Raw genomic sequence first — 15258 nt, 5'->3', positions numbered from 1 at the left:
CATGGCAGAAAAACAACAAGATAAAAATGTAACCAGGGAATTTGGGCTATCCTCACTTGCGGTCAACAACAAGACCAGTGTGATCATCCTTTCGCTGATCATTACGTTTATGGGCCTTTACGCCTACCGGACGATGCCCAAGGAGAGTTTCCCTGAAATTGTGATCCCCACGGTCTATGTGGGGACCAGCTATCCGGGAAATTCCCCGGTGGACATGGAAAACCTCATCACACGTCCCATTGAAAAGGAGCTGAAGTCCCTCAAGGACGTCAAGACGATCGAGTCTACTTCCATACAGGATTACTCTACCATTATCATCGAGTTCAACCCAGGGGTGGACATTTCCAGGGCCCTGCAGGATACCAAGGATGCCGTGGACAAGTCCAAGAGCGAACTGCCCACCGACCTGGACCAGGATCCCAATATCTTCGAACTGGATTTTTCGGAGATGCCGATCATGTTTGTGAACCTTTCGGGCAATTATTCCCAGGAAGAACTGAAGGAGTTTGGCGAGTACCTGGAAGATGAGATCGAAGCCTTGCCCGAAATTTCGAGTGCTGACCTTACCGGTACCATTGAGCGGGAGATCCAGGTCAATGCCGACCTTTTCAAGATGGAGGCCATGGAGGTGAGCTTTGGGGATATCGCCGATGCGATATCCTCCGAAAACGTGACCATCTCCGGGGGAAATATCCTCAGCGGGGATTTCCGCAGGGCACTGCGGATCACAGGGGAGTTTGAAGACCCCGAAGAACTCAACGAGATCATTGTCAAAAGTGAAGGCGGCAACATCATCTACCTCAAGGATGTGGCCGAGGTAAAGGATACCTATAAGGAACGCGAAAGTTATGCCCGCGCTTCCAAGTTGCCGGTGGTAACGGTCAATGTGATCAAAAGAGGAGGCGAAAACCTCCTGGCCGCCAGTGACAAGATCAAGGAAATACTCGATGAGGCCGAGGCCAATCATTTTCCATCGGACCTGAAGGTCAGTATTACCAATGACCAATCCAAGGTGACCCGCAGCATGGTGGCCAACCTGGAAAACAGCATCATCTCGGGGATCATTTTGGTCATCATCGTACTGATGTTTTTTATGGGCTTCAGGAACGCCCTGTTTGTGGGCATTGCCATTCCGCTGTCCATGTTCATTTCCTTTATGATCCTCAATGCGTTCGGGGTGACGTTGAACATGATGGTGCTGTTTTCCATGATCCTGGCACTCGGGATGCTGGTGGACAACGGTATTGTGGTCGTGGAAAATGTCTATAGGCTCATGCAGGAAGGCAAGACCCCTATCCGTGCGGCCAAGGAAGGGGTCGGCGAAGTGGCCTGGCCGATCATTACCTCTACGGCCACCACCGTGGCGGCCTTTATTCCGCTGGCCTTCTGGCAGGATATCATGGGGGAATTCATGAAATACCTTCCCATTACGCTGATCATCGTGCTTTCCTCGTCCCTGTTTGTGGGACTGGTCATCAATCCGGTGGTGACAGCGATGTTCATGAAAATCCAGGACCTGGACAAGGTGAAGCCCAAGAAGCGCTCCTTTATCATTGCCGGTACACTGCTGACCATTGCGGCCATCTGCTATATCGCCCAGGTATTTACCATGGCCAATATTGCCCTGATTGCCGCCATCATCACGCTGATCAACGCGGTGTTCATGAAACGGGCCATCAGGTGGTTCCAGCAGGTGTTCCTGGTCTGGCTGGAGGAGAAGTATGAAGGATTGCTTTCCTTTGCCCTGAGGGGCAAAAAGCCATACCTGTTTTTCTTTGGCATGTTCGGCGTATTGGTGTTTTCCTTGGTGCTGTTGATGGTCAGGTCTCCAAAAGTAGAGTTTTTCCCCAGCAGTGACCCCAACTACGTGAATATCTTTATCGAATATCCCATAGGTACGGACATAGAGGCGACCAATGAATTCAGTAAGAAGGTGGAGGACGAGGTAATGGAGCTGATCGAGCCGCACAGGGATATCGTGGAGGCCTTTATCGCACAGGTCGGGGAAGGGACCAGTGACCCTTCCGAAGGGCCGAGTATGGGCGTGACCCCCCACAAGGCCATGCTGACCGTGAGTTTTGTCGAGTACCAATACCGTAACGGTAAGAATACCACCAAGATCATGGAGGAACTCCGGGAGGCCATGGCCAAATACCCCGGTGTACAGATCACTGTGGACAAGGAACAAAATGGTCCACCGGTAGGCAAACCCATCAACATCGAAGTGAGCGGTGAGGATTATGAAAAGCTGGTCGCCGAAGTGGAGGATATCCGGGAGTTTATCAAAGGAGCCAATATCGGGGGCATCGAAGAATTGAAGATGGACCTTCAGACGGGCAAACCGGAGCTGATCGTCAATATCGACAGGGAGAAGGCCCGTCGGTTTGGGCTGTCCACGTCCACCATCGCCAATGAATTGAGAACGGCCATCTTCGGTCTGGAAGTTTCCAAGTACAAAGAGGGTGAAGATGACTATCCGATCCAGTTGAGGCTGGCAGAGAAGTATCGCTATAATGTGGATGCCCTGGTCAACAAGAAGATCTATTTTATGGACAAGTTTGGCAACAAAAGGCATATCCCGATCACTTCGGTTGCCAATTTTGAATATAGCTCCACCTACGGTTCGGTGAAACGGAAGGACCTGGACAAGGTGATTACCATTTATTCCAATGTCAACGAAGGGTTCAACCCGACCGAAATCAATAACAGGATCAGGTCACGCCTGGAAGATTATGAACTTCCCGATGGCATGGACATCAAGTTCACCGGGGAGCAGGAAGAACAGGCCAAGTCCATGGAGTTCCTGATGCGGGCAATGATGATTGCCGTAGCGGCCATATTCCTGATCATCGTGGCACAGTTCAATTCCCTGATGACGCCGTTTATCATCATGTGCTCTGTAATCTTGAGTACGATCGGGGTGTTCATCGGTCTGGCGACCTTTAACATGGACTTTGTGGTGATCATGACCGGTATCGGGATCATCTCCCTGGCCGGGGTGGTGGTAAACAATGCCATCGTACTGATCGACTATACCAACCTTGTAAGGCAGCGGAAACGTTCTGACCGTGGACTGGGAGAGGACGAGCACCTTACCTATGATGACCTGGTGGCCAGTATCGTCGAAGGCGGAAAGACCCGTTTGCGCCCCGTACTGCTGACGGCCATCACCACCATCCTTGGGTTGATTCCAATGGCGATCGGTATGAACATTGATTTCTTTTCTTTGTTATCTGATTTTGACCCCCAGTTTTACGTAGGGGGCGATAATGCGGATTTTTGGGGACCAATGGCATGGACCGTAATATTTGGGCTAACCTTTGCGACCTTTCTCACGTTAGTAATTGTACCTGTCATGTATTTATTGGCAGACAAGATCAATATAGCTATTCGAAGAAAATAGTTTGTATAGATTTATTTAAAGGTTGGTGGTTTTTTAAGTGTTAAAACCTCCGGGGCAGTGTCCCGGAGGTTTTTGTTTTTTTGATCAAGCCATATTTCTGGGCGGATGGATTTCATTGTCCCTGGGGACAGTGATGCGCCACCGGCCGTCAACGGCACCAAGAGCGGACCGAGCCGTATTTCTGTCGGCCCGGGACCGCTGCAAGGAGGCATTACAACTGCCTTTCTCGTCGCCTGCGGAACTAGAGAAGTATCTTTTTGTATTTATAGGAGCAGCCCTCCATACACACAATTGATTTGGGACGAAGGACCATATAGTCTTCTTCAAACGTAATGTGGTAGGTAAATGGATTTGGAGTGTCGCCCATGTCACAGCCATAGGTGAATACAAGTTCTTCTTCGTCCAGCTTATAGGTGCCTTCATGGCATGATATGTCAAAATCGGTCGAGACCGTCAGTGACCCATCATGGCCAAAATGGTAAAGGGGACCGTTTTCGATCGTTTGGGTCGTCATATCCCGTCCGCCAGCACTAAAGGACTGCTCGACCAGTTGCCATGTTCCCGGAAGTCCTTGGGGATATTTTTGGAAAGTAGGATGGTCATCGAACAAGTCACATCCGGTCAGTGAGATAAAAATCACCAGCAGGTAAAAGGATTTCATACCGATAAAATCAGGTTTCTTGATCAGGACGCAAGGGAGGGGAGAAATGCCACTCTTAGGAGAAAAAAAAGAGGCTGACCTAGGGCCAGCCTCTGGAAATGTTATCGTAGGGATCGTCCTATTCTTCTTTTACCTCTGCCGGGAAGACATTGTTTTCCCTGTCAATGTCAGCCATTCTCTTGCTCGGGTCGATTTCCACTTTTTGGATGGTAGAGAAGGGCCTTTCGAGGGTGATTTCCTTGGTAATGTTTGTCCAGGGCCACCGTTGGGTCAGGATGCGCTTGGGCATGCCGGCCTCTTCAGGTTTGTTGCCACGCTGAATGACCAGGGGAAGGTAGACCATCTCTTGGCTGCCGTCCTCGTAGGTGATCACCAGGTCGATGGGCATTGGCATCAGTCCATCCCGCTGTAGGGTGATCTTGGTGCCGTCACCGGCCGCCTCTACCGATTTCACGGCATAGTCAATGGATTTGGTGCTGTTTACCCAGTATTCCTTGTACCAGTCGAGTTCCAGTCCACTCTGCTTTTCCATTTCCCGGATAATGTCGTTGGTCTTGGGGTGCTTGAACTTCCAGTCGTTGAAGTAGTTGAGCATGGCCCGGTCACGGTTTTTCTCGCCGATGATATAGCCCAGCTGGGCGATAAATACCGCTCCCTTGGAATAGGCCGCAGCACCATAGGCAAAATTCGTGTGGTAATGGTCGGAATGGGTGGTCATGGGCTCTTCCCTGCCTGATTTTGCCAACCGCTCATAGCCCACATAGGCACCCCTTTGGGGGAAGTCGGATGGTTCTTCTGAGAAAATATTGGCCATGGTCAGGTTGGTGGCGTAAGTGGTAAAGCCTTCGTCCATCCATGGATAAAGGGCCTCATTGGTGGCCAGCACGCCCTGGAACCAGCTGTGTGCCATTTCATGGACGGTTACCCCCACCAAACTTGGAAGGGACCGCTCCCCGGTGATCAGCGTGGACATGGGGTATTCCATGCCGCCATCACCGCCCTGGATAATGGAGTATTGCTTATACGGGTATTGGCCGAAATGCTCGCTCAGGAAAGCCATGGCCTTCGGGGAATACTCCTTGAGCTTTTCCCAATTCTCGGCAGTCTTGCTGTTCTTGATGTACAGATGGTGAATGGTAATGCCGTTGTCCATTTCGACCTTGTCATGGGTGTAATCAGGATCTGCTGCCCACATGAAATCGTGTACCTGTGGAGCCTTGAAATGCCATGTGAGGGTTTTGCCCCGGGGTCTTTTTACCTTCTGGCCTTCCTCTTCATAGCCATGGCCGATTTCCTCTGGGTTTTGCAGGTAGCCGGTGCCGCCAAGGACATAGCTTTTGTCAATGGTGATCCTGACATCGAAATCACCCCATATGCCATAGAATTCCCTGCCGATATACGGGTTGGCATGCCAGCCTTGATCGTCGTAATTGGCCATCTTGGGATACCACTGGGACATGGAATAGCGGACGCCTTCTTTGTTGTCACGCCCGGCGCGCCGGATCTGAAGCGGCACCTGGCCTTCAAAATCCATGGAAAATTCCACCGTGCTGTTGGGAAGGATAGGCTGGTCGAGCGTTACCTCCAGAATGGTGCCCACATGTTCGTAGTCCAGCTTTTTTCCGTCCATTTTAAGGCTCTTTACCTTCAGGTAGCCGATTTCCTCGGGAGAAAGGTTGTAAATGCGGTCCTGCACGCGACGGTCTGCATCGGCAATGGTCCTCGACCGCACATCCATCATGGAGTTTGGCTGGAAGGCATTGTAATAAAGATGGTAAAAGACACGGTAAAGGGTATCGGGCGAATTGTTGGTGTATTCAAGGTCCTGATGACCTTCGTACTGGTTTTTTTCGACGTCCATATCGACGTCCATTTTGTAGTTGACAGCCTGTTGCCAGCGGGTAGTCTGGGCGTTCAGGCCTACCGTACAGCATAAACTGAAGGCCAACAAAGCGGTTGAACGTATTAATCTCATAGTTATAAGTTTTTCCAAAAGTAAAAGAAAAACTAAAAAACACCTAAACCGTTTATCAAAGCTTCGTCCGTTCCTGTACGAAAACGGGTTTTTTAGGGCCTCGGGGAGCATTGGACCGATAATCTTTCAAGAGGATAGCGGATGGTGAAAATCAAGATGGTTGATTTTTTTGGTTTTTTTTAAACAATTTTGCTTCCCCACGGTTTGGTTTCCTAGACTGTAATCGACCATATATGTTCAAGTTCGCGCCCTTGCCAACAGGGCTACTCGTCTTTTTTGTTCTTTCCATCGCTTGGAAATGCTATCATATTGAGCAAAAAGTCGAGTGGACAAACGTTGCCAAATCCTATGACATCCGTATTGGGACGGGGAAGGGAGAGGCCGTGCAAATGCTGGGGAACCCTGATGAGGTAATCCCCAATGGAATGGACAGTACCTATCGCTATCAAGTTCCGTTGACCTCAGAGGGGGAAATCCAAATTACCTTTGATTCCCTGCAGCGGGTGGTCAAGGTGGTCCGCCTTAACCAACAGAAAGGCGGCCTTTAGCAGCCGATCGATGTCGGAAGGATTCCCCGGCCATGGTACCTTGCCCTCCTTTCGCATTTTGACCAAGGGAATTCGGTTTCCCGTGTTGGGCAAGTGGACGGCTACCGTCACGAAGTCGGATCAGGTGAGGGAAGGGGAAGGTCGCGCCCATAACGTCCGTGAACGAGCAACGGGACCGGTGGCCCGGATTTTGAAGATGTTTGGTCCATTACGGTTGTTGACCATTCACCCTATGAACAAAAATTTCATGACATTATTCGGTACCGACAGTGAACATTTACTGTTCGAGTCGCTGGTGGGCAGTTATAAAAACCGACGGGGCCAATTCCCCGGGGCAACTGAACGAAAGGACTTGGCATTGCTCAGCACCCTCTTGGGTGGCCCCAAACAGGTTTCCCTGAAAGAAATTCCCAAAAGTTACCGTACACTGGTCCGGGCCTGTGGTCCCCCATCGGTCGAATTGGCCTTGCGCAATGGATTGGATGAAACCGGCCAGCGGGCCGGGGTCTTTGGCTTTTCCCAATATCAGTTCTATGCCTTTCAGGAGATCGACCGGGAAAGGATAACCTTGGAGGTGATCGCCCTGGAGTTTCCAAAAGAACAATTGCCCCTGATCCTGCTCCAAAAACCGGATACGCCCTTCTGGAGATGCTTTAAGGAGCTGGTCCACGAGCATTTTTAGCAGCTATTGCTTTTCCATGGTCAAGATTAAGGATGCAGTGATTGTAGGGAAAGGTTAAGCGTTCCTGAAAGTGCTGAGCCAGTATCAGGGCGCCAGGGTCCGGTCGACCAGTGGCTCCAGTTGAAATACCGCTTTGATGGGATAATGATCGGAATAGTCGACTTCCCGGAGGGTATTGAACCGTAACGGGGCAAGGGAGGGATGGTAGAAGATATTGTCGATCCTCAGGAAAAACAGCACCTTGTTGAAGGTGAAGCCAAATCCTTTGCCCGCGGTTTCAAAACTGTTTTCGAGAAGCGATCGGATGGTGAAATAGGTATAACTGTAGGGGACATCATTGAAATCTCCCAACAAAATGGAAGGATGGGGGCTGTTTTTTATATGGGCTGCCAGCAGGTCCACCTGGCTGGCACGGTTGACCACGCCGCGGTTGAGCCTTCTCCAGGTCTTTCGGTAATTTTCCTTTATCCCGTCGATATTGTCCAACTGGTCTGCAGGAATGCTCATGGATTCCAGGTGCACGTTGTAAACGCGAATGGTGTCCCCTTTTATTTTCAGGTCCACGAACATGGCGCCGTTGGTCTTTCTGTTGTCGAACAGTTTGCCTTCATTGATGATCGGGTATTTTGAAAAAACAGCAAGCCCAAAGAACCGCTTTCCCTTTCGTTCCTCGACCGAATGTGCCGAACAGTGGTATTTTCCTTCCTGGCCAATAAGCTTGATGGCATTTCTTGAAGGAGTCGTGTTGTCCTGATAAAATTCCTGGATACCGATGATGTCGCTGTCCTGTTCCCTGATCCAATTGTAGATGTTCGGGGTGACCTTTGGGTCCCTTGCCTTGTATTTTTCATAATTGAACATATGGGCATTATAGCTCATTACCGATAGCCCTTTTCCCTCAACGGGAGAATTCCAGGCCATGCTCACCCCTACAAAACGCCAACCCAGCAATATGGCCACCAGCGGCAAAATGAGAAGCTTTCGCTTCAGCAGGACCAGTATGACCAGCAGCACAAAATTGATGAGCAGGAATACGGGAATGAGCACTGGTACCAGCCCTGCATAGGAAAGTTGTTCGGGTGAGATGTTGACACCAAAAAATAACAAGACCGAAACGAAGAACACGACGGATACCAGAAACCTCATATATAAAGTCATTAAAGGATAGCGAAAATAGTGGAAGATTAATCGAATATCAAGAAGTTTACCGGAGATAGGGACCAAATCAGTGAATTAATCACGATGGACAGCCAAGGAAAAGGGACTTGGGCAGTCCCGCAGCAGCTTGAAAAAGTGGTACAGGGAACGTTACAGCCGAATAATTTGTCCAAAAAAATAAGGCAACGTTGAAAAAATGTATAAATTCGTCTTAAATCAACTATTGTATTCTCTATGAAAAAGTTTGACAATTTACTTTTCGTGGGTTGTGTTTTGATGGCCTCGCTGCTGTCAAGTTGTGGAGGTTCCGGAGACAAGGAAAAGGAAACGGCCAAGGAAGAAGAAGCCCAGGCCATGGAAATGAAAGAAGAGGAGCGGGCCAGTCCCCTCCAAAATACCTCGGGCAAGATCGGTGGGAAGACCGTTTCGGTCCAATACGGTGCGCCATCGGTGAACGGCCGACAGATCTGGGGGAACCTGGAATCCTACGGTGAAGTGTGGCGGACCGGGGCAAACGAAGCCACCTTTGTGGAATTCTCCGGTGATGTCACCGTGGAAGGCGAGCCCTTGCCTGCAGGGAAATATTCCCTGTTTACCGTTCCGATGGAGGAAGGGGACTGGACAGTGATCTTTAACTCCGAATGGAACCTGGAGCACGGTCATTACCAGTACAAGGAAGAAAATGATGTGCTACGGGTGAAGGTGACACCGGAGTGGATGGAGGAAAACCAGGAACAACTGAAGATCTCCGTAGAGGATCCCGGGTTGGTCGTACGCTGGGAAAAGCTCCGTTTGCCGATAGCCATCCAATAAACAGGTAGCGAGGGCATTTGCCCCCGACCGACCATGAAAAAGCCCCGGGATCCCGGGGCTTTTTTTGTTGCTGGCCCATTGGTTACGGTATTAATACGTGGATTTCGAATATTTGGAAATATTACCGTCACGATAAATTGAAAATACACATTTAAGGCTTAAATTCGGGAATTGTTGCCCTGATATTACCTCCTTGAAGCCTGTTTTATGAAATATTTTGGTTTTTTAATCGTATTTATCGTATCCCTTGTGCTGGCTGTAGGGCTTTCGGTCAATTTTGGCCAGGTCCCCTCCCTGGGATATCTGATGGATCCCTACCATGGATTTTGGCAGAACGCCTACAGTGAGGATGAACTGGCACAAGAAACATTGTCCCTGGAAGGGCTGCATGCACCGGTAACGGTCGTTTATGATCAAAACCTGATCCCCCATGTATTTGCTGAAACCGAGGCTGACCTGATGATGGCCCAAGGTTATGTTACCGCGCAGCACCGCCTTTGGCAAATGGAATTCCAGACCAGGGCAGCGGCGGGGCGGATTTCAGAGATCGTGGGCAGTGCCGCATTGGACTTTGACAGGATGCAGCGAAGGAAGGGGCTTGGTTATGGGGCCGAAATGGGGCTGCAGTTCCTCAAAGAGCAGGAGCCGGCTACACTGGAATTGATCCATGCCTACACCGAAGGGGTGAACCGTTATATCGACCAGCTGGACCTTTCCCGGATGCCGGTAGAATATAAGATCTTGGACTACAGGCCAGAGGAGTGGACACCCTACAAGACGGTGCTCCTGCTGAAATACATGGCCGATATGTTGGTAGGGGACAAGGATTTGGAGTTTACCAATTTACGCCATGTCCTGGGCGGTGCCATGGTCGACCGGCTCTTTCCCGATATTCCCCTTGACAATGACCCGGTGATCGAAGCCGACCATGAATGGGATTTTGAGCCCTTGCCCGTCCATCGGCCGGACAGCGTGGCCTATCCTGATTTTTCACTGCTCATGGATCCCATGCCCGCTCCCGAGCCAGGGGTTGGCTCCAATAACTGGGCAGTAGCAGGAGAGAAGACCGAGAACGGGCATCCCATTCTCGCCAACGATCCTCATCTGGGACTTAATTTGCCCAGTCTGTGGTACGCCATGCAGCTCAGTACGCCGGAATATACCGTAAAGGGTGCCACCTTGCCCGGAGCCTTGGGAGTGATCAGCGGATTTAACGAACAGGTGGCCTGGGGCGTGACCAATGCCACCCGGGATGTGCGCGATTGGTATGCCATTACCTTCAAGGACAACAGCCGCTTGGAGTACCGCTACAACGATCAATGGATACAGAGTGCTGTCCGGGTGGAGGAAATAGCCGTGAAAGGGGACGTGTCCTTTATGGATACGGTCATCTATACCCATTACGGGCCAGTGGTCTATGACGAAGACTTTCGCCCCAACGGCCAAAAGAAGAACTTTGCCCTGAAATGGACCGCCCATGAGGGATCCAATGAGCAGCAGACCTTTCTGGATCTCAATGCGGCCCGCGACCATGGCGACTACCTGGCGGCCCTGGACCATTATACCGCACCGGCCCAGAATTTTGTGTTTGCTTCCTCCCAAGGGGATATCGCCATGAAGGTACAGGGGAAGTTTCCGCTGAAATGGCCCGGACAGGGCAAGTACCTCATGGACGGCAACGATCCGGCATTTGAGTGGAACGGCTATATTCCTTCCGAACACAATCCATCCACCCTGAATCCGGCGCGTGGATTCGTGAGTTCTGCCAACCAGTATTCGGTAGGGGAAAGTTATCCCTATTATATTTTTGACAATACCTTTGAGGATTACCGGAACCGGAGGATCAACGGACGGCTACGGGAAATGGAAGGAATCACCATGGCCGATATGCAGGCCCTGCAATTTGATGATTTTGACCTGCATGCCGCCGAGGCACTGCCGGTGATGTTGGAAAAGTTGAAACAGGATACCTCCAGAAGGTTTGGTCCCGAGGAGCAGGCCCTGCTTTCGGTGCTGGAAAAATGGGATTATTATGCCGATCCGGATGTGAAAGGTCCGGTGGCTTTTGAGTTGTGGTGGGATGCCTTTAAAGGAGGCGTTTGGAAGTGGCTGGACCAAGGGGACAGGCCTATTGTCCTTCCGGGCAATTATATGACCACTTTCCTGATGAAGGAGACGCCCAACGATAGTATCTTTGATCTTCCGAGCACAACTGGACTCCATGAAACCGTGGTGGACCACCTTCAGACCAGCTTCAAACGGGCTTCCCAGGAATGGCAGGCCCTGAAAGCCGAGCAAGGTGAAGACGTGGTGTGGGCCACTTACAAGAACACCACTGTCCAGCATTTGGTGCCTAATTTCCAGTCCTTTGGCCGGGAGGGCATATTTACGGGCGGAGGGCGAAGCATCGTCAACGCCACCAGTGAACGGCACGGGGCCAGCTGGAGGATGGTCGTGGAGCTTGGGCCGACCGTTAGGGCACATGGGATTTACCCTGGCGGCCAGTCCGGAAATCCCGGCAGTAGGTTTTACGATAACTTTATAGAAAAGTGGGCGGAGGGGCACTATATAGATTTTGGTCTGCATAAAAGGCAGGAGATGGAGAATATATTGTTTACCACCACCCTAAAACCCGTTGATTGAGATGAGATTCCTATTATATCTATTGGTATACGTGATGGTCACCGTGTTGATGGGCCCTTGGCTGACCTATTGGATGATGATGCTGGTGTGGGCAGTCCTGGGAGCGGCCCTGGGGGGAAGGGGAACCCATGTGTTTTTTGCTGCCGCCCTGGGCGTAGGGCTTACCTGGTTGGCACAGAGCTATTGGATTACCGTGGACACCGGATCGCACTTGCCCAGACAGGTGGCCGAGATCATGGGGATGGGCAAGGAGGAGCTGTTGATGCTGGTGACGGCGCTGCTGGGATTTTTGATCGGGGGCTTCAGTGCCCTGACGGGCAACCGGTTTCGGAAACTCTTTGAGCGAAACACTCCTTATTATTTCGACAGGTGACCGTGCCTGCTGGCGGGGGCGACCATCAGTATAACAGGAAGGCATCGGTAGGAGGCAGGGGACTAGCCGACCACTTCCAGGAATTTTACCGGGATATTGACCATGACGGTCTGGTGGATGCTGGGCACGCGGATGATAAAGAAATCCTGGTTGCCCTTCTGGATGCACTCTCCTTCAAAGCCCTGTAAGGGGCCACCAATGATTTTGACCTGCTGGCCTTCTTCAATATGGGTGGTTTCCACTTCCACGGCCACGCCCGTTTCCACGATGCGCTTGATGGCCTCGATCTCACTGTCCCTGACCACGGCATGGTCGCCGGAAAAATTGACGAATTTGACCGCTCCCTGGACCTGCAGGGCCTCCCAAAGCCGGCTTTTGTCCGAGCGGACAAAAATATAGCCGTTGAAAAGTGGCCGTTTGACCTTTTTCTTCCGATCGCTCCACTGCCGTACCTCTTCGATCATCGGCAGGTATGCGGTCACGCCTTTTTCTTCCAATCGCTGCGCCACCCGTTTCTCCGCCCTTGGGGCAGTGTACATCACGTACCAATTGCTCTCTGGATTCATGTGCTTTTGACTTTGAAAAATCAAAAATGGCAATATATCGGTGCATTATCAAGCTTTTTTTACGATATGCATGTCCTCCGGAACCCGTTTCCGGACACACTCCCCGGCCTGCAAACCATATCCTGTAGGGATGGGATGAAAATAAGATTTATTAATCTGAAATACATTAATTAATTTTTTAAAAACAATTTTTTGTATTTAAAATAAATTGTTCTACTTTTAGAATATCAAATGACACAGGGCGTAAATGAAGTAAATGTGAAGTGGGTTGACCCGGAGAACAGGGCTTCCGCAATAAGTGGAGAACAGGGCTTCCGCAATAAGTGGAGATGGGGCATACTGGAATTCCGATGCCCTTGAAAGTTCAGCTGGGGATTTTTGATTGTGCTGACATGGTTGTTTGATAGTCTGAGGCCAGGATCCCGGGAAATGCCTTTTGGGGTAGATTTTATGAAAGGGAAATTGGTCGAACAAAGGAATGCGACATACCCAAAATACCTTAATCAATCCTTAATATCCCAATGTCAAGAGGTCAAGGCCATGTGCGGGGAAGGTTATCTTTTTCTCGGATAGGAAGCCGGCTCAGGGCAAAAGGAAGTTTCGAATAGGATCGGGGAAATGGCAACATGTCCTTGCCGTTCAATAAGAGAGCATCACAATATAAAAAAATATAGGCATTTAAAAATTGAAAGTATGTATTCAGATGATAGGTTAATTCTTCAATTATTGTCACTGCTGAAACAATTCAACGTAAGGAAAATAGTTGTTTCACCTGGAAGTAGGCATTTTTCCATTATCCACTCCATGGAAAAGGACAGTTTTTTTCAGCTTTATTCTGTGGTGGACGAACGGAGTGCTGCCTTTTTTGCGCTGGGGCTGATTCAGAAATCCAATGAACCGGTAGCAGTGGCCTGTACCTCAGGCACGTCCACGATCAATTATGGTTCGGCAGTGGTAGAGGCTTTTTACCAGCACCTGCCGCTGTTGTTGCTGACTGCCGACCGTCTTCCGGAGTTGCTCAACCAAATGGAAGAGCAGATGTTCAAACAGGACGATGTTTTCAGGAACTTTGTGAAGTTTGAGGGACAGCTCAAGGAGGTGAAGAGCGGTTTCGACGAATGGTACTGCAATCGGGTGATCAACGAGGGACTGCTGTCGCTGACATCCCGCGGTCCCGGGCCCGTTCACCTGAACATCCCGATCGAATCGCACCAGGGAGATACCTTTAGTACTGCAGTACTGCCGAAGGTGAGGAAGATTACGCGAACCAGGGCAGATTTGGAGGATTTCCAATGGAGCCAATACGCAGAGCGGTTGAAGGGCAAACGTATCCTTGTGATCTGGGGCCAGGCAGCTCCCATGTCCGAACAATTACGTAAGTCCCTGGACGATTTCTGTGAAAGTTATAACTGTGCGATCCTTTGTGACAAGACGTCCAACTGTCGCCATGGCCATGCCATCGACAATGCCTTTGTGACCCTGCGCAACTTTTCCATTGACGAAGGGGCCAAGCGGCTTCCTGATGTGGTCATCACGGTTTTTGCCAATTATATTTTCAACAACAACATCAAGAAATACATCAGGAGGTTTTCGCCTAAATGTGAGCACTGGAGCGTAGCTCCCAGTGGGGATATTATCGATCCGTTCCATAAGCTCACAGATGTCTTTGAAATGGACGAAGGATTTTTCTTCAGGAAAATGGCCGAACCTTCCCATCAGGGTTCCACCGAATACCTGACGAGCTTAAAGGCCATATCCCAACGGATCATGGAGCCGGAAGTACCGTTCAGTGAGCTGTATGCAGTGGGGCAGCTGGTCAAATCCCTGCCCAAGGGCGCTTCCCTGCACATTGCAAACAGTGCTTCGGCAAGGATGGCCAATTTGTTCGTTACCGACGAATCCATCAACGCGTACTGTAACCGTGGCGTAAACGGGATCGATGGCTGTATGTCCGCAGCAGTGGGCTTTGCAGCAGCGGCAGATGAGCCCGTGTACCTGGTGATCGGTGACCTTACGTTTTTCTATGACATGAATGCGTTATGGAACCGCCACCTTTCCAAGAACCTCAGGATTCTCCTGCTCAACAACGAGGGAGGGGCCATCATGCACTTGCCGCTGAAGGAGTCATTGGCCGATGTCCTGTCCAAGCATATCTCCGCGGGACACCAGACCTCCGCAAAGGGATGGGTGGAATCCCTGGGGATGAAATACAATGCCGTCAGGAACCAGGAGGAATGCGACTCGGCCGTGGAATGGTTGGCCGATACAAGCCAGGAAGGGCCCATGGTACTGGAGGTCTTTACCAAAAAGGAAGTGGATATCAAGATTCTCAAGAAATATTTTGGCAGTTTGAACAGGGAAACAAAATTTGACAAGGCGAAATTAAAGGTCTCCCAGAAGATCGGAAAGTACGTCAATAAAAACCAATAAGGGAAG

At 50.4% G+C, this 15258-nt stretch carries 11 protein-coding genes; 7 read left to right on the top strand and 4 right to left on the bottom strand.

Annotated elements, in window-relative coordinates; genetic code table 11:
* The first annotated feature begins 1 nt into the window (after window position 1).
* Entirely contained in the window at window positions 2-3403 is a 3402-nt protein-coding gene (locus ECHVI_RS21565; protein WP_015268131.1) for an efflux RND transporter permease subunit, read from the top strand.
* A gap of 241 nt (window positions 3404-3644) precedes the next feature.
* On the opposite strand, the gene ECHVI_RS21560 is transcribed toward ECHVI_RS21565, so the two are convergent.
* Together ECHVI_RS21560 and ECHVI_RS21555 are read right to left on the bottom strand one after the other, a co-directional pair.
* Window positions 3645-4064 (bottom strand): hypothetical protein, encoded by a 420-nt coding sequence (locus tag ECHVI_RS21560; RefSeq protein ID WP_015268130.1) that lies wholly within the window; start codon window positions 4062-4064, stop codon window positions 3645-3647.
* Window positions 4065-4182: 118 nt separating this feature from the next.
* Window positions 4183-6039: a M1 family metallopeptidase gene (locus ECHVI_RS21555; RefSeq protein ID WP_157501568.1), complete on the bottom strand. Its 1857-nt coding sequence runs from the start codon at window positions 6037-6039 to the stop codon at window positions 4183-4185.
* A 233-nt stretch (window positions 6040-6272) separates the two neighbouring features.
* Here ECHVI_RS21555 and ECHVI_RS21550 point away from each other — a divergent pair, with 233 nt between their 5' ends.
* A complete protein-coding gene (locus ECHVI_RS21550; protein ID WP_015268128.1) occupies window positions 6273-6587 on the top strand; it encodes a hypothetical protein in 315 nt (104 codons plus the stop codon).
* 10 nt (window positions 6588-6597) lie between these two features.
* On the top strand, window positions 6598-7269 hold the full coding sequence (locus ECHVI_RS21545; RefSeq protein ID WP_015268127.1) for a hypothetical protein: 672 nt from the start codon (window positions 6598-6600) through the stop codon (window positions 7267-7269).
* A gap of 84 nt (window positions 7270-7353) precedes the next feature.
* Here ECHVI_RS21545 and ECHVI_RS21540 read toward each other — a convergent pair whose 3' ends face one another.
* Window positions 7354-8415, bottom strand: a complete 1062-nt coding sequence (locus ECHVI_RS21540; RefSeq protein WP_015268126.1) for an endonuclease/exonuclease/phosphatase family protein — start codon at window positions 8413-8415, stop codon at window positions 7354-7356.
* A gap of 246 nt (window positions 8416-8661) precedes the next feature.
* Here ECHVI_RS21540 and ECHVI_RS21535 point away from each other — a divergent pair, with 246 nt between their 5' ends.
* The 3 genes from ECHVI_RS21535 to ECHVI_RS21525 all read left to right on the top strand — a co-directional run bounded on the left by ECHVI_RS21535 (window position 8662) and on the right by ECHVI_RS21525 (window position 12256).
* Window positions 8662-9240 (top strand): DUF2911 domain-containing protein, encoded by a 579-nt coding sequence (locus ECHVI_RS21535; RefSeq protein WP_015268125.1) that lies wholly within the window; start codon window positions 8662-8664, stop codon window positions 9238-9240.
* A 207-nt stretch (window positions 9241-9447) separates the two neighbouring features.
* The gene (locus ECHVI_RS21530; protein WP_015268124.1) at window positions 9448-11883 is read left to right on the top strand and encodes a penicillin acylase family protein; all 2436 of its coding nucleotides are present in this window, start codon (window positions 9448-9450) and stop codon (window positions 11881-11883) included.
* A gap of 1 nt (window position 11884) precedes the next feature.
* Window positions 11885-12256 carry a hypothetical protein gene (locus ECHVI_RS21525; protein ID WP_015268123.1) on the top strand — a complete coding sequence of 124 codons (372 nt, stop codon included), beginning with the start codon at window positions 11885-11887 and terminating at the stop codon, window positions 12254-12256.
* A gap of 62 nt (window positions 12257-12318) precedes the next feature.
* On the opposite strand, the gene ECHVI_RS21520 is transcribed toward ECHVI_RS21525, so the two are convergent.
* Window positions 12319-12822: a UpxY family transcription antiterminator gene (locus ECHVI_RS21520; RefSeq protein ID WP_015268122.1), complete on the bottom strand. Its 504-nt coding sequence runs from the start codon at window positions 12820-12822 to the stop codon at window positions 12319-12321.
* A gap of 693 nt (window positions 12823-13515) precedes the next feature.
* On the opposite strand from ECHVI_RS21520, the gene menD reads away from it, so the two are divergent.
* Entirely contained in the window at window positions 13516-15252 is a 1737-nt protein-coding gene (gene menD / locus ECHVI_RS21515; RefSeq protein ID WP_015268120.1) for a 2-succinyl-5-enolpyruvyl-6-hydroxy-3-cyclohexene-1-carboxylic-acid synthase, read from the top strand.
* The last annotated feature ends 6 nt before the right edge of the window (window positions 15253-15258 follow it).

Source organism: Echinicola vietnamensis DSM 17526 (assembly GCF_000325705.1).
Classification (GTDB): domain Bacteria; phylum Bacteroidota; class Bacteroidia; order Cytophagales; family Cyclobacteriaceae; genus Echinicola; species Echinicola vietnamensis.
The sequence above is the reverse complement of the archived record's forward strand: the minus strand, read 5'-3'. Positions and strand labels throughout refer to the sequence as shown.

What these genes read in the sequence shown, in the direction of transcription:
- ECHVI_RS21565 (WP_015268131.1), top strand. Translation starts at nt 2, where the DNA reads ATGGCAGAAAAACAACAAGATAAAAATGTAACCAGGGAATTTGGGCTA.
- ECHVI_RS21560 (WP_015268130.1), bottom strand. Translation starts at nt 4,064, where the DNA reads ATGAAATCCTTTTACCTGCTGGTGATTTTTATCTCACTGACCGGATGT.
- ECHVI_RS21555 (WP_157501568.1), bottom strand. Translation starts at nt 6,039, where the DNA reads ATGAGATTAATACGTTCAACCGCTTTGTTGGCCTTCAGTTTATGCTGT.
- ECHVI_RS21550 (WP_015268128.1), top strand. Translation starts at nt 6,273, where the DNA reads ATGTTCAAGTTCGCGCCCTTGCCAACAGGGCTACTCGTCTTTTTTGTT.
- ECHVI_RS21545 (WP_015268127.1), top strand. Translation starts at nt 6,598, where the DNA reads ATGTCGGAAGGATTCCCCGGCCATGGTACCTTGCCCTCCTTTCGCATT.
- ECHVI_RS21540 (WP_015268126.1), bottom strand. Translation starts at nt 8,415, where the DNA reads ATGAGGTTTCTGGTATCCGTCGTGTTCTTCGTTTCGGTCTTGTTATTT.
- ECHVI_RS21535 (WP_015268125.1), top strand. Translation starts at nt 8,662, where the DNA reads ATGAAAAAGTTTGACAATTTACTTTTCGTGGGTTGTGTTTTGATGGCC.
- ECHVI_RS21530 (WP_015268124.1), top strand. Translation starts at nt 9,448, where the DNA reads ATGAAATATTTTGGTTTTTTAATCGTATTTATCGTATCCCTTGTGCTG.
- ECHVI_RS21525 (WP_015268123.1), top strand. Translation starts at nt 11,885, where the DNA reads ATGAGATTCCTATTATATCTATTGGTATACGTGATGGTCACCGTGTTG.
- ECHVI_RS21520 (WP_015268122.1), bottom strand. Translation starts at nt 12,822, where the DNA reads ATGAATCCAGAGAGCAATTGGTACGTGATGTACACTGCCCCAAGGGCG.
- menD (WP_015268120.1), top strand. Translation starts at nt 13,516, where the DNA reads ATGTATTCAGATGATAGGTTAATTCTTCAATTATTGTCACTGCTGAAA.